Origin of the sequence: Herpetosiphon sp. NSE202 (genome assembly GCF_042688385.1) — a bacterium.
Lineage (GTDB): Bacteria > Chloroflexota > Chloroflexia > Chloroflexales > Herpetosiphonaceae > Herpetosiphon.
In genome coordinates, this window is sequence record NZ_JBHUPY010000016.1 from 1 (window position 1) to 18,786 (window position 18,786).

15 protein-coding genes and 1 other RNA gene are annotated in these 18,786 nt (G+C 50.7%); 9 read left to right on the forward strand and 7 right to left on the reverse strand.

Features of this window, described 5'->3' with window-relative positions; all coding sequences use genetic code 11:
• Positions 1 to 431: 431 nt before the first annotated feature.
• Together ACFMKP_RS19220 and ACFMKP_RS19225 are read right to left on the reverse strand one after the other, a co-directional pair.
• Positions 432 to 833, reverse strand: a complete 402-nt coding sequence (locus tag ACFMKP_RS19220) for a LysM peptidoglycan-binding domain-containing protein (RefSeq protein WP_110513312.1) — start codon at positions 831 to 833, stop codon at positions 432 to 434.
• 6 nt (positions 834 to 839) lie between these two features.
• The gene (locus ACFMKP_RS19225; RefSeq protein WP_382294175.1) at positions 840 to 1,847 is read right to left on the reverse strand and encodes a stage II sporulation protein M; all 1,008 of its coding nucleotides are present in this window, start codon (positions 1,845 to 1,847) and stop codon (positions 840 to 842) included.
• A 40-nt stretch (positions 1,848 to 1,887) separates the two neighbouring features.
• Here ACFMKP_RS19225 and ACFMKP_RS19230 point away from each other — a divergent pair, with 40 nt between their 5' ends.
• Positions 1,888 to 2,724, forward strand: a complete 837-nt coding sequence (locus tag ACFMKP_RS19230; protein WP_382294176.1) for an RDD family protein — start codon at positions 1,888 to 1,890, stop codon at positions 2,722 to 2,724.
• Here the strand turns inward: ACFMKP_RS19230 and miaA are convergent.
• Complete coding sequence (gene miaA / locus ACFMKP_RS19235) at positions 2,630 to 3,580, reverse strand: tRNA (adenosine(37)-N6)-dimethylallyltransferase MiaA (RefSeq protein WP_382294178.1); 951 nt, start codon at positions 3,578 to 3,580, stop codon at positions 2,630 to 2,632. The two genes, ACFMKP_RS19230 and miaA, sit on opposite strands and share 95 nt — an antisense overlap.
• A 115-nt stretch (positions 3,581 to 3,695) precedes the next feature.
• Here miaA and ACFMKP_RS19240 point away from each other — a divergent pair, with 115 nt between their 5' ends.
• Both ACFMKP_RS19240 and cysS read left to right on the forward strand, forming a co-directional pair.
• Positions 3,696 to 3,905: a hypothetical protein gene (locus ACFMKP_RS19240; protein ID WP_054535415.1), complete on the forward strand. Its 210-nt coding sequence runs from the start codon at positions 3,696 to 3,698 to the stop codon at positions 3,903 to 3,905.
• A 2-nt stretch (positions 3,906 to 3,907) separates the two neighbouring features.
• Positions 3,908 to 5,098 carry a cysteine--tRNA ligase gene (cysS, locus tag ACFMKP_RS19245; RefSeq protein WP_382294181.1) on the forward strand — a complete coding sequence of 397 codons (1,191 nt, stop codon included), beginning with the start codon at positions 3,908 to 3,910 and terminating at the stop codon, positions 5,096 to 5,098.
• Positions 5,099 to 5,154: 56 nt separating this feature from the next.
• On the opposite strand, the gene ACFMKP_RS19250 is transcribed toward cysS, so the two are convergent.
• A complete protein-coding gene (locus ACFMKP_RS19250; protein ID WP_382294183.1) occupies positions 5,155 to 5,730 on the reverse strand; it encodes a DUF1499 domain-containing protein in 576 nt (191 codons plus the stop codon).
• A gap of 219 nt (positions 5,731 to 5,949) precedes the next feature.
• Between ACFMKP_RS19250 and ACFMKP_RS19255 the strand changes: the two genes are divergently transcribed.
• From ACFMKP_RS19255 to ACFMKP_RS19275, 5 genes are all read left to right on the forward strand, one after another.
• Positions 5,950 to 6,978: a helix-turn-helix transcriptional regulator gene (locus tag ACFMKP_RS19255; RefSeq protein WP_382294185.1), complete on the forward strand. Its 1,029-nt coding sequence runs from the start codon at positions 5,950 to 5,952 to the stop codon at positions 6,976 to 6,978.
• Between the two features lie 68 nt (positions 6,979 to 7,046).
• Positions 7,047 to 7,214: non-coding RNA, 6S RNA (gene ssrS / locus ACFMKP_RS19260), on the forward strand.
• Between the two features lie 6 nt (positions 7,215 to 7,220).
• Positions 7,221 to 8,192, forward strand: a complete 972-nt coding sequence (gene holA, locus ACFMKP_RS19265) for a DNA polymerase III subunit delta (RefSeq protein WP_204755105.1) — start codon at positions 7,221 to 7,223, stop codon at positions 8,190 to 8,192.
• A gap of 117 nt (positions 8,193 to 8,309) precedes the next feature.
• On the forward strand, positions 8,310 to 10,718 hold the full coding sequence (locus tag ACFMKP_RS19270) for a response regulator (RefSeq protein ID WP_204755104.1): 2,409 nt from the start codon (positions 8,310 to 8,312) through the stop codon (positions 10,716 to 10,718).
• 487 nt (positions 10,719 to 11,205) lie between these two features.
• The gene (locus tag ACFMKP_RS19275) at positions 11,206 to 14,424 is read left to right on the forward strand and encodes an N-acetylmuramoyl-L-alanine amidase (protein WP_382294188.1); all 3,219 of its coding nucleotides are present in this window, start codon (positions 11,206 to 11,208) and stop codon (positions 14,422 to 14,424) included.
• 42 nt (positions 14,425 to 14,466) lie between these two features.
• On the opposite strand, the gene ACFMKP_RS19280 is transcribed toward ACFMKP_RS19275, so the two are convergent.
• The 3 genes from ACFMKP_RS19280 to carA form a co-directional block, all read right to left on the reverse strand.
• Entirely contained in the window at positions 14,467 to 16,017 is a 1,551-nt protein-coding gene (locus tag ACFMKP_RS19280; protein ID WP_382294190.1) for a hypothetical protein, read from the reverse strand.
• Positions 16,014 to 16,541, reverse strand: coding sequence for an RNA polymerase sigma factor (locus ACFMKP_RS19285; protein WP_054535423.1), 528 nt, complete (start codon positions 16,539 to 16,541; stop codon positions 16,014 to 16,016). Before ACFMKP_RS19285 ends, ACFMKP_RS19280 begins: the two co-directional genes overlap by 4 nt.
• A 137-nt stretch (positions 16,542 to 16,678) precedes the next feature.
• Entirely contained in the window at positions 16,679 to 17,809 is a 1,131-nt protein-coding gene (gene carA / locus ACFMKP_RS19290; RefSeq protein ID WP_382294192.1) for a glutamine-hydrolyzing carbamoyl-phosphate synthase small subunit, read from the reverse strand.
• Positions 17,810 to 18,000: 191 nt separating this feature from the next.
• On the opposite strand from carA, the gene ACFMKP_RS19295 reads away from it, so the two are divergent.
• Positions 18,001 to 18,786 (forward strand): enoyl-CoA hydratase/isomerase family protein, encoded by a 786-nt coding sequence (locus ACFMKP_RS19295; RefSeq protein WP_382294194.1) that lies wholly within the window; start codon positions 18,001 to 18,003, stop codon positions 18,784 to 18,786.

Consider the following 18,786-nt stretch of genomic DNA (forward strand, 5'->3'; position numbering starts at 1 on the left):
CGAACCAGGCCGTGAACGCGACACACACCGAGGCTACTGCAGCACCCGCTGTGGGAACGTAGGGGGATGCGTACCATCCAAATAAACGCGCTAGCTGTTTCAAACAGCTAGCGCGTTTTTGTATCTCTACGTTTTTTGCTCAGGTCGACTCATTAGCAACCTTATGAATCCTTTGCCCACTTGGCGGCGCTGGGCTCATGCCATTCCGCTATTAATCATAACCTTGCCAAGCCTCAAGTAGCCTAAAATGCGAAACCGCCAGTTCATTGAACTGGCGGTTTGCTTTCGTCTTTTTGCTTCACGATAGGACTAGAGAAGTCCCCCCGTGATGCTACAATGACTACTATCACTCATTAGCATCACCTCCTTTATCCCTTGCGGTAGGTATCAATAAAGGTTATGTATGAAGTATAGCACGCTGAAAATCATTGTCAAGGTGTTGGAGTTAGGTCTTTAGACTGATTTAATGGCATTGTGATTGTCAGATTATTGGTGCCGCTAATCAGCGATGGAATAATCAACGGTTGCCCAATTGAAATAACATTAATATCTTCGAGCTTATTGGTTGCTGAAATTTCTTCAACGCTGGTGTTGAAGGCTAAGGCTATCGATTCAAGCGTATCGCCATCACGCACAATATACAAGCCCAATGGTTGGGCGGTTGGCTGTAATTCATTTTTATAGGCTTCACGGGTTGCATCTAAATCGATAGTTGGAGCTGCGGTTAGATTAACAATTGGTTTTGGCGTTGGACGGCTGGCAACAGGCGTGCCGCAGCCTACTAACGCTGCCAAAATCAAACCAACTGCTAATTGATCTCGTCGTTTCATCATGATCCTCTAGAGTGCTGGGGTTTCAAGCTTCAAGGCGCTTGCTTCAGCAGATTCTTGTTTTTGGACGTTGCGTCCAGCTAATAAAAGATAGGCATACATGCTACCAGCACTGATAATACCAACTGCAATCTTAAACCACAATGGGAGATATTGGGGTGATATAAACCCTTCAATCAAGCCCGCTAGGATGAGAAACATTACGATTGCGCCAGAAACTGTGAAGGCCCGTTGGGCGGCAATTGCCAAGGCTGCCCGCCGTGAAACCATGCCTGGCCGTAAGATTGCCCAAGCAAGTTGTAAGCCAGCACCCCCAGAGAGGAAGATGATGCTAAATTCAACTGGGCCATGGGCGGCAACGAAATCCCATAAATTATCGGCAAAGCCCATATTTTGGGCCGCTCCCGAAACAATCCCTAGGTGTAAGCCATTATAGTAAAGCCCATACAAGCTTAGGATACCTAAACTTAGGCCACCAACAAAGACTTGAAATGAAACCATAATATTATTGCTGAGAATCATGGTCGCACCCTGAGCATTGTTATTGTTTAATGTTCGCCACCATTCATCTTCCTGTTGGATTCGCTCAATCATGCCTTGGTTTTCTGGCTGGAGCGCCACGCCACGGGCTGGATCTTGATAGCTGATGATCCATGCAACAAGCGCTGGCAGAAAAAACGCCAGAAATGCAATGCCAGTAAATGGCAGTAGCTCACGAAATGCCTGCGGTAATTGATATAAAAAGTAGTTTTTTATGCCAGTTATGGGCGATGTGCGCTCACGATAAATGCTACTATGGCCTCGCGCCACCAGATCATTTAAATAGATCGTGAGCGGATGGCCAGGAAAATCGCGCCGCGCTTGGGCCAAATCGGACGTTGCTTGGCGATATAACCGCCCAAGCTCTTGCAATTCGGCTGCATTCATGGCAATAATATTACTCTGAGCACGGCTGGTTAGCTGGGTTAATCGCTCCCAAGCATGATGTTTGGCATTGATAAAATCTTCTGCTACCATAAAGCAACTCCTCTACTGATTGTATTGTTTGGAGATAGAGATGATTGATAATCGGATGAACGATCGCTATATTATTGATACTCCGGAAAGTATTGAGTTTGGGTATGATGTGGCTGGCATCGGGGCGCGCTTTGTGGCTGCATTAATCGATACTGCCCTCTTCTCCATTATTCTCTTTATTGCCTTTCGCTTGTATATCGGCGATATCGGTATGATCCTCTTCGTTAATCCGATGGCTATCCGAATTTTCTTTGCATTCTCTATTTTTACCGTTGTGATTTATTATATCGCCTTTGAACGCTTTTGGAATGGTCAAACCCCAGGCAAGCGGCTTTTGGGCATTCGGGTGGTGCAAGAGGCTGGCAAACCTCTCACGTTCACCGGTAGCTTGATTCGCAATTTGATTCGTTTGATTGATTTTGTGCCAGCGTATTACTCGATTGGCTTATTGACTATGATGATCGATAAACGCGCTCGTCGTTTGGGCGATTTAGCCGCAAGTACGTTTGTGGTGCGCGATCGCCAACGGGTTACGCTTGAGATGTTGTTGCAATCGACTCGTAACGATAAAGTTGCGAGTGCATTAAAAGATAGTGGCGCAACGCTGCCAAATATCACAGCCTTGCGCCCAGTCGATATGGATTTGGTTCAAAACTTTTTGTTGCGCCGTGGCACTTTAGCCCCTGATCGGCGCTTACGGATTGCAACTCAATTGGCGTATGCGCTCTTTGGTCGGCTTGGCTATAGCGTGCCTGGCGATCCTGAGCAGTTTTTGCAACAGGCTAACGATCAATATGTGCTGGTTCGGGCCCAGGCATTGCAGCAAGCAGCGCCTGCACCTGTTGCAGCAGATTCGTATGCCGAGCGTCGAGACTAACCCGATTGGGCAAGCGCCGAAACCATGCGCCTTGTTTGCGTGCAAAACGATGGGTATTGAATTTGAGTTGGCTGATGCAGGCAGTGGCACTCTGTTGGCCCTGCCACAATGGCCGAAATTCTGCATAGCCCAAGCCAGACATCGCTGGCAGTTCCCAGCCATAACCTTGACGAATTAAACCCCAAACCTCGGCAATCAGCCCTTGCTGAACCATGATCTCAACTCGTTGATCGATCCGTGCATACAGTTCGTCACGAGGCCGCTCCAAATCGAGCGTCAGGATGCGATAAGCTGGTGGCTGGCGACGTTGCAACTGGCTAATTTGCTGCCCAGTTACCGCGAAAACTTCGAGCGCTCGAATAACCCGCCGTACATTCGTAGAGTCTATTGCCGCTGCCGCCTCGGGATCGATGGCTTGCAGTTGTTGATGCAGCGCTGCATGGCCTTCAAGCTCAGCTTGTTGCTCGTAGCGCGTGCGCAATTCGTAATTGGGCGCAACCTCAGGAATGCTCCAACCCTCTAACAATGCTGCCATATATTGACCAGTGCCGCCAACCAAAATTGGCAGTTTGGCCTGCTGAACAATGCTCGCAATCGCTGCATAGGCGGCTGCTTGGTAGGTCGCTAAGCTATAATCCTGATCTGGGTTGACTACATCGATTAAATGATGTTTGACCAGCGCTTGTTCTGCAGGCGTTGGTTTGGCCGTGCCCAAATCCATGCCGCGATAGACTAAGCGGGAATCGACCGAGACGATTTCGCCGTTCAAGGCTTGAGCTAAATCAAGTGAAAAGGCGGTTTTGCCAACCGCAGTTGCGCCAACAATGGCGATAATTAAAGGTTGTGATGCTTGCATGGGCGCTATGATACAAGTCTCAATCAATTGTTGCAATATTAATTAGGCTCTGATGCTATTTTAGCCATTTTTGAGGTACAGTAGTACAGGACTCTTTTGTGTTAGAGGATCAATCATGACTGAACAACCACCCAAACGTGATGATGATCAAGGCTTTGAAGGCCAAGCTGGCTACGATAGTGGCTTCCAAGATGGCAAATATACCAATCCTGAAATTGCTGAATCGGGCGATGTAGAGGATCGGGCTGGCTCGTATGAAGATGGCTTGCGGATTGAGCGTGATGATGCCATCGATCAAACCCTCGACGAGCAAGGGGAGGCCTAGGCGTGTTGCTTTATGATACCCTGCGCCAAAACCCGGTTGCCATGGAGCCAATCGATGGCTTTGTGCGCATGTATGTGTGTGGCGTGACTCCCTACGATACCACCCATATGGGCCATGCTCGCACCTATGTGGTCTATGATACGATTCGGCGCTATTTGGAATGGCAAGGTTTGCCAGTGATTTATGTGCAAAATGTGACCGATATTGATGACGATATTTTGCGCAAAAGCGCTGAACTCGGCCTGACGTGGGATGAGCTGGGCCGCCAAGAAACTGAGCGTTTCTTACGCGATATGGATTCGCTGAATGTGCGCATGCCCAATCACTATGTTAAAGCGACCGATGCGATCGCCAAAATCATCGAAGTGACGAGTGGCTTGATTGAGCGGGGCGTGGCCTACGAAAACCAAGGCAATGTCTATTTCAATGTGCATGCAGACCCCGATTTTGGCAGTTTGGCGCATAGCGATTATGCCAATATGCTGGAGATTGCCAACCAGCGCGGCAATTTCCCCAATGATCCGCATAAACGCGACCCATTGGATTTTGTGTTGTGGCAAGCGACCAAGCCCGGCGAACCATGGTGGGATAGCCCATGGGGTCGCGGTCGGCCAGGCTGGCATATTGAATGCACCGCCATGGTGCTGGAGTACCTTGGGCCACAAATTAATATTCATGGTGGTGGTAGCGATTTGCAGTTTCCGCATCATGCCTGTGAATTAGCCCAAGCCGAGAATTTTACCGGCCAAAGCCCGCACGTTGAAGCGTGGTCGCATATTGGTATGGTTTTTTACGAAGGCGAGAAGATGAGCAAATCGCTGGGCAATTTGGTGTTGGCCAGCAAAACCCTCGAACACTACAGCGCCGATGCGATTCGGCTGGGCTTGCTCAAATACTATTATCGTGATCAATTTGAGTATAGCGACGAAGATGTGGCTTGGGGTGAGCGCACGGTTGAGCGCTTCAAACTGGCGGTTAATAGTGGTGTAGCTGGTGGCGCACTTCATGCTGAAGAGTTGCGCAATGAGGCAATCGCAGCACTTGATGCCGATTTTCAAACACCAGCATGTTTGCAAGCATTGATAACGTTGGCTGAAGCCAGCATCAATGGTGAAATTGACGACGCTGATCTCGCCGCCAGTACCCTGCATGAGTTGGGCGCTGTGCTTGGTTTACGCAGCGAATTGTGGTAAATGCTTTCGCTTCAACAAGGGTAGCCGATCAAACTACCCTTGTTGGCTCAAACTGCTTACTGACTTGGTGTCCCTAAATCTTCCTCAAGTGCATGCACCAATTGGCGAATATGCCGCCGATTTGCCCCAAGATCTGCACCGCCAACCTTGGATGCCGATTGGATATCCACGCGAGTTTGCCCGCCTTCATCAGTAAAGGCAACAGTTAACTCATCGGTGAAGATTCCAAACATCACATCAATATCGACCTTGAGCGACATTTGGCTATCGGAACGATTGGTAATCGTCCAACCACGTTGAGCTTGAATCGACCGAATCCCTGCTTCATAGAGCGTCTTTTGATCTTGGCTGAAGCGAGGAGTCATCAGTTCGGGAATAAGCGGGGTGTCACTGGTTGCCGCGCGATTGGTGGTTAGCCCACGTTCAAATTTATCGCGAAAGTTTGGCACAAAGCGGAAGGCATAAAACACCAAGCCAAGACAAATCACAAACAGTACGATCCGTTTGCCTGGAAACATTTTAGGTTGTGGCCGAAAAATCCAACGAACTGTTGAGAAGAGTGCGATCGAAGCTAAAAGAATCGAGCTTGCGACCACTACTTCCCATGGGAACACATCCTGATAGTAATTCATGCATCCTCCTAGGCAAAAAGAACGAATGGTACAAACGTTGCCTTGGTCTTTGGTCGATACGTGCTATGCTACCACATTCAGTGCAAGCTGTTGACGAGCCTCAATCGTTGCATCCACGAGTGCTTATCGTTGCGCTTGCCTAGGTTGTTTGGAGTTCCATATGTGCCCCACATTCCACCCTACATTGCAATGGGCCTCTTTTGGAATAGTGAGGAATCCGTGAATACAAAACGACAAGCACGCGGAATCAAGCGTTCATCGGTGATGAAAGTTCAGCGCCAGATGTTATTGCTGCGCTGTTTGGGGAGTGGCCCTAAAACGAGCGATGCCTTGATCGACGAAGTTAATAGCCAGATGCTCGAAGCGTATCCCAAGGCTGCTCGCGAAGCATTACGCCACGATTTGCGGGCCTTGCGCGAGGTGTTTGGCTGTGTGATCGAGTATACCGCTTCGGTGGGTTATCGCTTGGTTAGCGTTGGCGATTTGGCTTTGCTCAATTTATCCAATGATGAAATTGCCGCTTTGCGCTTTCTCGATGCTAGCTATCCCGCCAATAGCAGCTTGCCCGATCATCAACAGGTGCGGCGTTTGGTCGAGCGGATTATCGATTTCTTACCGATCGAGCGGCGCGGGGCTTTGAATGCTGGCGAGCCAATTTTACACCAAGCTGGCCCAGTTACTCCCTACGATCACGATGCCCAAATTATGCGCAATTTGCGCAAAGCAATTGCTCAACGGCGCGAAATTCGCTTTCGCTATAGCTCAAGCCAACGCGAAGGCGAAGAAAATCATCGGGTTGGCCCAGTTAATATTTTTACCCGCGATGGCCATGCCTATTTATTGGGCTATTGCTTCGAAGGCCCGCAACAAATGGTCGAGCGGATTGGGCGCTATGTCGATTATCGCATTGACTATATCAGCAAAAATAGCTTGACGATTTTGCCTCGTGTGTTGCCGCCAGCCTTGCCCAAACGCCCAACGTGGACGGTGAAGTATGAGCTGCGCGATGTTGTGGCGCGCAATAAAAAGGTCGCCCACTGGTTCGATAATACCGACATTCAATATCGCGACGATGGCTCGGCGCTGGTAACAGCCACGGTGCATAATCTTTGGCAAACCCGCCAAATTCTCTTGCGCTACTTAGACAATTGCCGTGTGCTAGAGCCGCCAGAGCTGATTGATATGATGCGAGCAACCGCCCAAGGCTTGCGCGATTTGTACCCGCCAAGTAGCAACGAAATTGGCTAAATCTATTCTAGTGTTGGGATAACGACATGCTATTTTTGCAGATCTGAGTGGGCTATAGTACAATAAGGTGCACCCTTCGCTGTACGTGCGGTGGGAATTAGTTTTGAGCCAACACTTTATGAAGGGGAGCCGGGTTCCGCGACTAGTGCGGCTGGTGCTGCACGACTCAAGGGCTGGCACCCACCTGCGAAAGCAGGTTCAAAACTACCCCGCTCACGGCTGATTGAAGGGTGTTTTCTTTTATGCTCTATCTCTTTTTTGGCCCCGACGATTATACCCGCCAAGCGACGATTAACGCGCTCAAGGCGGCCTTTCCACCTGATGCCGCTGCATTCAATGTGGTGGTGCTCCATGGCAAATCTGCCAAACTCAACGATGTGCGTACTGCCTGCGAAGCCTATCCCGTGTTCCATGATCGCCGCTTGGTGATTGTGCATGATCTGCTGAAGAACGCTAAATCTGCTGAAGTGCGTGATGGCCTTAAAACCTTGGTTCAACGTTTGCCCAATACAACCGACTTGGTGCTAAACGAAAGCGATGCGCCTGATAGTCGTTTGAGCGTGGTCAAGGATATTCAGGCTTTGGCCAAAAGCAAACAAGCAGAGCTACGTGAATTCAAATTGCGGGAAGGCAATGCGCTAATTGGTTGGATGCAGCAAGAAGCTCAATCCAACGGCGTGCAACTGCGCCCCGATGCAGCCCAACATTTGGTTGATTATGTGGGCAGTGACGGTTGGATGCTGCATAACGAAATTGCCAAGCTCGCTGCCTATGTCGGCGAACCAGGCACAATTGGCGTGCGCGAAGTTGATTTGCTGGTGGCCGACGAAACCGAAACCAATTTATTTAATTTTATTGATGCGCTATGTGCGCGACGTGGTGCGGCGGCGGTGCAAGGCCTGAATGGCTTATTGGCCGATGATGCTGCGCCGCTCTATATTTTGACCATGATCGCCCGTCAGGCCCGCTTGATGTTGGCTGCCCAGAGCGCAGGCAAGGTTGCGCCCGATGAATTGGCCAAGCTTTTGGGCCAAAAGCCATTTGTCGCGCGCAAAGCGGCAGAACAAGCCCGCAACTTTAGCCCAACTGAGCTGCGGTTGCTCCACGAACGCGTGGTGCAAATTGACCACAGCATTAAAACAGGTAAAATCGACGCAGAAGGCGCACTAGCAAGCCTCGTTGGCGATTTTGGCTTTGCGCCAAGCAGAAAATAACGATTAAGGCCTTAGATTGCGGTTAACCCTATTGCGTAGAGCGATGCGACTCGTTAGAATAGCTATGAGTCCAACAATCTGCCCATACAACACGCAACCACACGCGAAGGATGTCCCATGGAAGAAATCCTCATCATCGACGATAGCCGTCAGATAGCCGATTTTTTGGCTGAGACGGTGCTGCCATACTATGGCTATCGTTCGCGCGTCGTACCCACAGGCTGGGAAGGTCTGGCTTTTTTGAAACAACGCCAGCCCGACCTCATTTTGCTTGATCTCCAACTTCCTGATACGTCGGGGCTTGATGTGCTTCGCCAAATGGGCGAACTTGGCTACGATATTCCGGTGATTTTGATGACCGCCCATGGTACCGAGCAAACCGCTGTCGAGGCCTTTCGACTTGGTGCCAAAAATTATTTGATCAAGCCGTTTGAGGCTTCAGAAGCAGGCGCAGCGATTGAGCGGGCCTTACGCGAACGCCGTTTGCAGCGCGAAAAAGAGGTGCTTACCCGCACTTTACAACAGCGCTTGCAGGAGTTAACGATTCTCTCAAGCGTCGGCAAATCGGTCACGTCGCTACTTGACCTTGAAGAATTGCTCGAACGGATCGTTGATGCTGGGGTCTATCTGACGCACGCCGAAGAAGGCTATTTGCTGCTGCGCGATGGTGATGAGCTGTATCTGCGGGCGGCCAAAAATCTTGGCGAGGAGCGCGTGCAGCGTTTTCGGGTCAAGATGGATGATAATGTGGCTGGCCAGGTTATTCGCACGGTCAAGCCAATTCGCCTTGATCGCTCGCAACACCAAGATCTTAAGTTGCGGACTGGGCTTTTGGTGCAGGCGATGTTGCAAGTGCCACTCATTGTTGGCCGCCATGCAATTGGCGTGTTGGCGGTTGATAATCGGGTGCAGCAACGCACATTTAGCGAAAACGACCAATATTTGCTTTCAGCAATAGCCGATTATGCAGCGATTGCGATTGAAAATTCGCGTCTGTTTAAATCGACCCGCGATTCTGAGCAACGCTACCGCGAATTGTTCGATAACGCCAACGATATGATCTTCACCCTTGATCCACAGTTGCGGATTGCTTCGATCAATCGTCAAGGGGTGAAATTATTGGGCCTTGCTTTGCCCGAATTGATGCAGCGCACGCTGATTTCGCTGTGTGTGCCCGATGACCAAGCAGCGATTGAGCATCAATTGCAACGTCAATTGGCCAAAGCTGCTGGCGATGGCGGTGCGTTTCCATTAACTTTGCGTCGCGCTAATGGCGAAGATTTGCATATTGAGGTCAGCGCCCAACTGATGCAACGCGGCGATCAGGTGATTGGCCTGCACTGTATTGCGCGTGATGTAACCGACCGCCGCCGTTTGGAATTGCAATTGCTGCAAGCAGAAAAGCTCTCAGCAATTGGCCAATTGGTGGCTGGGGTTGCCCACGAGTTGAACAATCCGATGACCAGCATCAAAGGCTTTGCCGAGCTATTATTGCGCCGCAAAGATTTGGATGACGATGCGCGGACCGACCTCAATTACATCAATAACCAAGCAGAACGAGCAGCGCGCATTGTGACCAACCTCTTGACCTTTGCGCGTGAGCATCAGCCGCAGCGGGTGGCAGTTGATGTGAATAAAGTAATCGATGACACGCTGAGCTTGCATAGCTATCATTTGCGAGTTGATAACATCAAAGTGCAACGTCAGTTCGAGCCAAATCTCCCCAATACCGTGGCCGACCCATACCAATTACAACAGGTTTTTCTGAATTTGATTGGCAATGCTCATCAGGCGATGGCCGAAAAAGGCAGCGGTGGCTTCCTGACGGTCAAAACTGAGCGAGTTGATGATGAAATTCGGATCAACATCGGCGATACTGGTCCGGGCATTCCTCAACATCTGGTTGGGCGGATCTTCGATCCATTTTTTACCACCAAGCCTGTTGGCAAGGGCACAGGGCTTGGGTTATCGATCTGCTACAACATTTTGCATGATCATGGTGGCAATATTTGGGTCGATAGCGTGGCCAACGAAGGCACTACCTTCCATTTGGCCTTGCCGGTGGTCGAGGGCGAAAATCCTGAACTGATCAACGATGATGATCGTGAAACCACCGTCAAGCCCGACCAAGCCTACAAAATTTTGGTCGTTGACGATGAAGAAGGTGTGGCCCAAGTCATTCAACGCTTGGTACGCGATTTGGGCCATCAGCCGATGGTTGTGGCCAGCGGCGAGGCTGCCTTGCAAGCAGTCGATCAAGCACAGTTCGATTTGATTCTGAGCGATGTCAAAATGCCTGGTATGAACGGTTTTCAACTGTATCGGGCCTTGCAACAAAAATCGCCCGATTTAGCCAAGCATTTTATCTTCATCACCGGCGATACGATGAGTCCAGCGACGCTGACTGCAATGCGCCAAATTGGCACGCCGATGATTGCCAAGCCCTTCTCGGCCAAGAAACTCGAACGCACGATTAATGAGTTTATGGCCCGTGAAGCAGCGGTTGAACGTGAGGCCGAAATTTAGCAATAGCGAAATTGGGGATCGGGCTGTTATGGCCTGATCCTCTTTTTTGATCCACGAAGCGCACGAAGAGCACGAAGGCCGGAAACCGCGAAGCGCGCGAAGAGCGCGAAGAATGTATTTTTAGCCACAGATTGCCACAGATTATTTGGATTATGTCCTACTAGCCCAAAGCCCTCACGTCTCTGCGCCTCTGCATTAAAATTCCGACCCACGAAGGACACGAATTGCACAAAGGGTCAGTATTTTAGCCACAGATGATTATGATTGGGTATTGGCTCTCGATTTTTGATTTCTGACTTTTGATTTCTGACTTTTGATTTCTGACTTTTGCCTTCTGCCTTCTGCTTTCAGCATTTATCCCTCATCCCTCATCCTTCATAATTTCCCCCTTGTCATCCGATTGTCATTTAAAAGCCTGCTTTTGCTGTCAGGCTCATGCTACTGTGTGTAGCAACGGCTACGATTTAACCTAGTTCTGGGGGTTGCGATGAAACAAGTAGCATTTTGGTTGGTTGCGCAAGTGCGTAGCATTCGTCAGCCATTGCGGTGGTTGGCTTGGCCTGTGGCCATTATTGCGGCCTTGTTTGTGGTGGCGGCTTCGGCCCAAACTGGCGAACGCCGTTCGAGTTCATTCGAGCCAGTTGAAGTTGTGCTCGATACCAATGCCTTAGGTCGCGGCAATGGGCAGCGCACGCGCGTCACGCCCGATGGCATTCAGCCAGAAGCTGCTGGCGGGATGCTGATTACTGTACCGCAACAGGTCAATCAATTTAGCGATTTGCTGGCTTCATGGCGGGCCGATGAGCCGCTTTCTTCGACCTTGCATATTTCCATGCGGGTTTCGAGCGATGGCAGCAATTGGTCTCGCTGGGCGTTGATCGAAGAATCGCATGATTTTTTGGATGAACGCGATGCAGCCGATGTGCATTGGGGTTCGCCAATGTTTGCTGGCTTAGCAACATGGTGGCAAGCCAAAATTGAGTTTGGGCCTGCCCCAGATGGCAGTTTGCCAACGTTGCGCGAGCTGCGGGTTAGCACGGTTGATGTTGGTGCATTAACCCCAACAGAGCCAGAGGCAAGTGCCGAACGAGCAACCGATGTGGCCAAGCCGCCTGTGGTGAGCCGGACTGGTTGGGGCAGCCCCGATGGCCAAGGCAGCCGCGTGGCTCCTGCCTACTATCCAGTAACCCATTTGGTTGTGCACCATACCGCCGATGCAAATAGCTTGGGCGGCAGCGAAGGCTGGTGGGGCGATCGGATTCGGGCAATTTGGTCGTTTCATACCTTTACTCGTGGTTGGGGCGATATTGGCTACAACTACCTGATTGCGCCCGATGGCACGATTTTCGAAGGCCGCGCTGGCGGCGATAACGCAGTAGCTTTTCACGATACCGGCAATTATGGCTCGATGGGCGTTTCGATGGTTGGCACCTATGCCAGCGTGCCGCCAACTAGCACCGCCCAAAATAGCTTGGTCGAATTATTGGCGTGGAAAGCTGAACAACGCGGCATCGATCCGCTTGGTCGAGCCTATTATTATGGTTGCGATATTTCACGCTATTGTGGGAATCCTGGGGCGATTACCCCGAATATTGGTGGTCATCGCGATGTGACCAATAATCCAGTGGGCTACACGTCCTGCCCTGGCGATAATTTGTATGGCTTATTGCCAACCATTCGTTCGCGGGTGCAATCGCGTTTGAGCAGCATGCCCGATAATGGCGATATGACGATCGATGATCTGGAATCGAGCTTTACGCGCTCGGCTGCTCAATGGTACGAGGCAGCTTGCGGCGATGGCGGGCATATTTTCTACACCTACTCGACGAACGATCCGCTGGAAAGTAGCAATAGTGGGCGCTGGCGCAATGCGAATATTGTGGCTGGCAATTATCGAATTTTTGCCCATGTGCCGCAAAATTGTGGTGCGCTGAATGCGACCCAAAGCGCGCGCTACACAGTTTGGCAAAATGGAGTCCAAATTGGCGAACGGGTGTTGAGCCAAGATACCACCACCGAGTGGATTGAAATTACGACTAGCCCATTAGCGCTTTCTGGTGTGCCTGTCGAAGTTCACTTAACCGATTTGACCAACGAGCCGTTGAGCGCTGAGCGCAAAGTGATTTTCGATACTGTGCGCTGGGTCAAGCAAGATACCCAAGTCAACGTTGCGCTCGAATCAGTCAATTATGAGCGCACAACCTTGGCTGGTGGCGAATTGCTCAAAGTAACCTTTCGGGTGCGCAACACTGGCAATGTGACCCTGGAAACCCAAGCGCCCGATGCTGGTAGCCCAAGCGATAGCACCACTGGCTACACCTACGACGAAGGCGAATGTTTCCTTGGCAATGGCAACGACGGCTACCCGAGCTATCCTAAAGAATCTGGGCGTTTTCGGGTTGTGCTTGGCGGCGATGGCCTGACGTTGGCCTGTGCCGGCGATACTGGCGGCTATCCATGGCGCTGGAGCATTGGCGGCGATCTTGCGCCCGGCGAGGCCCGCGATTTGGTTGGCTATGTCCGCTTTCGTAATCACACCACCAGCCCGCGCCAAGTAACCTTACGTGCTGGTTTAGTGCAAGAATATGTGCGTTACTTTAGCCAAAACCAAGCCAGTCAGACCATTACGATCAATCCTGAAAACGATCCACCGCAATCGTTGATCTATAACGATTGGCAGCCACAGGCTTTGGTCTATGAGTTGGGCGCGATCCCCGATGATTTTCTGGCGCGCACTGCCAACCCGCTTTCGATTCCCGAAGGTGCTTTGTTGGGCAGTTTTGGTTGGAGCGGCACACGCCTCGATTTAGGCGATGGTGGCTTGTTCGGCCAAAATGATCGCTTTATCGTGCGCCAAACTAGGAGTTTTGTGGCTCCGGTCGCTGGCAACTATCGTTTTCGCCTAACCTCGGATGATGGCGCTTGGCTCTGGATTGATGAGGAATTGGTGGCCGAGGCGCATGGCCTGCACCCTGAGCGCGAAGTGATTGGCGAGCGTTGGCTGAGCGCCGGCGAGCATCAGCTTGGCTTCAAATATTTTGAGCGCACCTCGCAAGCGGTGTTGAGTTACGATTGGCAAACGCCTGGGAGTAACGATTTCAGCCCAATTCCAGTTAATATCGGGGCTGGAGCTGTGCGCTATGGCAACTATTTTGCGCCAAATGCCGAAATGACCATCGTTGCTGATGATCATGGTGGCTCGGGCGTTGCTAGCATTCGCTGGCGCTGGAACGGCAGTGCTTGGGAAGAAGATGCAGGCAGCATGTTGACCTTTACACCTGGTGGCGGCAACTTTACCTTGGAATATGCCGCTCGTGATGCTGCTGGCAATTTGGAAGCGACGCGCAGCCTTAGTTGGCAAGTTGATGCTAGCCCGCCTAGCTCAACGGTAAGTAGTGCCATCGTTGAGCCAACGGGCGTGATTCGACTGAATTTAAATAGCAACGATGTTGGCAGCGGCGTACGCCAGATTGAAATTAGCGTGCGCGACCAAGCTGATGGTCAATGGTCGGTTTGGACAGTTGTGCCAGCCAGCAGCTCGCCAGGATTTATTGGTCAGCCCGATCATCGCTACGATTTTCGCAGCCGCGCAATCGATCATGTGAACAATCGCGAGGCTGCACACACTGGGGTTGATGCTAGCGCCACTGTGCCAAATGACGCTAGTTTCTACCATATTCATACGCCGCTGGTGATTAAAAACTAAGCAAGGATGCAAGACCCGCTGCTCACATCAAGCAGCGGGTCTTCAAAAATCATAGATCATGTGAATTTCCTCTAGCTGTTGCTGTTCATAGTTGGTCAATCCTACATCGCTCGCGCTAATTGAATAGAGTGTGCTCTGGCTTTGGGCTGAACTTGGGCTGGCATCGATTGCATAGACCGTTGAGCCATCCCAATTGGTGGTAAAACTATCGATTGATTGCAAGAGCGAATTCTGCCAGATTTGCTTGCCGCTCTGGCGATCGAAGGCATAGAAGCTTGTGCTATATGCATCGCTATCACGAATAATAATCATTTGTTGATTGCCACTGATTTGAACATCAGCCATGCTAAGGACAGACTTATTCGAACTATCAAACCTAAACATCTCAAATTGCATTGATCGATGCAGATTTTGGTTGAGTTGTGGCTCAAGTTCTAGTTTGGTTGAATTGATGGTTTTGTGCTGCTGCAGATCATAGGTCAGCACTTGTTGATCAGCAGTCAGCAGCGTGAGCAGATTGGGGTTGGCTGGGGAGATTTCATAATCGAGATAATCGCTAAACGGCAAGCCTTGATCGTAACGATACAAAATAGTATTGCTCTCAAGATAACGACATGGGCATTCAGACGTTGCTGGCTTTATCGCGCCGCTGTTGGCATCAATAATCAGGTGTTGTGTGCTCATTGGTGTTACATCTGGGCTTTGGCCCGCCGCTGGTTGCGGAAATTCGATTTGGAGCATATCGCTTGTATCAGTAATTGGGCTAATGCTAGCCTCACTATGCGAGCCTGTGACCGAGTTAAGTACATCGTAGATTGAATTTGGATTACTTTCGACGGGTACGGCATAGGCTAATGGTTCCTGCTGTGAGCTACGTTGCTGTTTTGGAATGATATTGAGTGCTTGATTGAAATTGGCTGTTTGATTTGCATGGCTTGGAGCATAGGCGCTGAGATACAGCTCAGCCTGATCGGGACTACTATACAAGCCAAGAATTGTGCTCGAATCTGGTTCATACGGCAGTGATTGTTGCCAAATTGGTTGTTCGTCGCTGCTTTTACGGCTCAGCAGATAGTGTGATTCATGCTTGCTCAGCTCAACACGATCGCCGTTATTGGCGATAATTAATGCCTCGACATTATTTGCTTGCCACATTTGCTGCGCATCGTGCATGGCGCGCACAAAATGATTTTGCTCGTGATCAACGCCTTTGATCAAAAGCAGTTGTTGTTCTGGCGTGTCTGGCGCGTGATCGGCCATGGCTAAAGCAAGCGCATCGTGGTTGAGTTCTGGATAGGCATTTGTGCGTTTGGCCAAATACATACCACCCAATAATACGACCACAATCAACAACGCGTTGAGGGTATGTCTGTAGGTGCTTAATTTGGTCAAATGCTTAATGTTATGGCTTGGCGCAGCCAAACGCTCGCTCTGGCCAAAGATCGAGCGCAGGTTGCGTTGCATGGTTTTGGTTTTTTCAAGTAATTCGCGCAGTTGTGGCTCTTGATCAAGGCGTTGTTCAAAGGCTTGACGATCACTCGTGCCAAACCGCTGATCAAGATAATCAAGCACTGCCGCTAGATCATGGTTCATACATCCTCCAAGTGGTTGCGTAGTTGGGTATGGGCAGTGTGTAAACGCGACCGCACTGTGCCAATTGGGCATTCTAAAATAGCTGCAATTTGTTCGTAACTTAAGTCGTGAAAGTAGCGCAACACAATCACGCTGCGCAATTTTAAGGATAAATTGCTAATGGCGTTCCAGATAACTTGCTCCTCCTCGCTGCGTAACAAATTATCAAGGGTCGTCGCTTGCGGTTGTTCTGTCTCAGGCCGGAGTTGTTCGCCCAGCCAGCGGCTTAGCCGTTTGCGGGTGCTTAAACAACAATTTACCGTGATATGGTGCAGCCAAGTTGACCATGCTCCTCGTTCAGGATCAAAGCGTACCAAAGCCCGATTAACCCGCATCCAGACCTCTTGGGCGACATCTTCAGCATGACCCCAATCTGCCAAAATTAAATAGGCAGTTCGGAGTACCATTGCGTGATAACGACTATGCAATGATTCGAGTGTTTCGCTGTGCAATTGCTGAAATTCTGTCATAACAGATGAATTCATCGGAGCTTTCCCTCATGCATGCTTGCTCAACTATACTGAGGGCTGGGCAAAAAGGTTCAGTTTCAAGCACGAATTAAAAAATAAACCGCGCTGATCAGCTACAATCAGCGCGGGGTTGGCGTTAAGCTGAGTGTTTTTTAGTTGCGTTGTTGATCAACGAGCGCGATAAAACGTCGGAAGTGCTCATCACCATCGTGCGGGCCAGGCCCAGCTTCAGGGTGATATTGCACGCTGAAAACTGGCAAACTCTGGTGCTGCAAGCCTTCGCAGGTGTGATCATTGCCGCTCACTTCGGTCACTTGAACATCGCTGGGCAAGCTGGCAGGATCGAGCGCAAAGCCATGATTTTGGGCCGTGATTCGCACCTTACCTGTGCTGGTATCGAACACTGGGTGATTGCCTGCATGATGGCCAAATGGCAGCTTGAAGGTTGTGCCGCCCAGCGCTTGGCCAATCAATTGGTGGCCCAAGCAAATGCCAAAAACTGGCACGTGGCCAATCAAACTGCGAATTGTGTCAACTGCATAATCCAAGGTGGCTGGATCGCCTGGGCCATTGGAAATCAACACGCCATCGGGCTTTAATGCCAAGCTTTCTTCAGCAGAAGTGCGATTTGGCACAACCGTGACTTTACAGCCAAAGTCGACCAAGCGGCGCAGGGTGTTGCGTTTGACTCCAAAATCGTAAACCACGACATGGCGGTTATCGATTGCTTCAGGCAGTGCCAGTTGCAAGGTAGTGAAATCAGTTGGTGTGCCTTCGTTCCACTCATAGCTGGTTTGGGTGCCAACATCGCTGGCCAAATCGCGGCCTTCCATCACTGGGATAGCTTGGGCTTTGGCGACCAAACTCGCCGGATCAAGGTCTTCGGTTGAGAGCACTGCGCGCATTGCGCCTGCTGCCCGAATATGCCGCGTCAAGGCTCGCGTATCGAGATCAGCGACTGCCATAACACCGCGCCGTGCTAAAAGCTCGCTGAGCGATTCGCTGGAACGCCAATTTGAAGGACGCTCGGTAAAGGCCCGCACGATCAGCGCTTCGGCCCATGGTGTAGCGGCTTCGAGATCAAGCTGATCGATGCCATAATTGCCAATATGCGAGGCCGTTAAGGTTACTAACTGACCGCGATACGACGGATCGGTTAAAATTTCAGCGTAGCCAGTCATGCTGGTATTGAACACAACTTCACCTGCACGTTCGCCGCGTGCGCCGACAGCCCGCCCCCAGAAGGTGCGTCCATCTTCCAATGCCAGTAATGCGCGTGTCATGGCAACTCCAAGCTAGAAGCAATCGGGTGGTTCAGCCAAAACTGAGTACCAACCGACTATTATAACGGAATCAGCATTTTTTTGTGGTGACTGGTTGCGTTGACGCTCTGCGTAAGATGGCCTATGATTAGGCCAAACTACTGCCATTCCTCGCTGACACCAAGGTTCTTTAGCACAAAGGAAGATCGTCAATGACTGACACGCTTCTGATTAGCAAAGCCGACAATGTAACGACCCTCACGATTAATCGCCCAGCAGTCCGCAATGCGGTCGACCAACCAACCATGGACGCGCTGCGAGCAGCGATTGAGGCTTGCGAACATGATGGCACTCGTTGTATTGTGATTGCTGGCGCTGGTGGCGCGTTTTCATCAGGGGCCGATATTATGGCGGCCTTGCAATCTGGTGGCACGCCAAATGATGTATATCGGGTTTTGACCGAATCGTATGGCCCAACCTTGTTGAGCATTCGCCAATCGTCGTGGCCAGTTATTGCCGCTGTGGATGGCGTTGCCGCAGGGATTGGCTCGGATTTGGCTTTGGCCTGCGATTTGCGCTTGGTCTCAAGCAGAGGCCGCTTCTCAGAAATCTTTATCAAAGTTGGCTTGATTCCCGATGGTGGTGGGACGTATAGTTTGCCACGGTTGATTGGCCTTGGTCGCGCCATGGAACTGATGTTAACTGGGGCGATGGTTGAGGCTGAACGGGCCTTAGCTTGGGGTATGGCCAATGCGGTCTTTGATGAAGCAAATTTTGCCAACGATGTGCAAGCTTATGCTGCGACGATTGCAGCACAAGCTCCTTTGGCGTTAACCAGAGGCAAACAGGCGATGCTGGCGGCTCAAAACGATCAAAGCTTTGGCGATGCGCTCCGCCGCGAAGCTGAATTCCAGCGCGAAATTTTTAATAGCGAGGATGGCTTTGAAGGCTTCCAAGCCTTTTTGCAAAAACGCCCACCTGTGTGGAAAGGACGATAA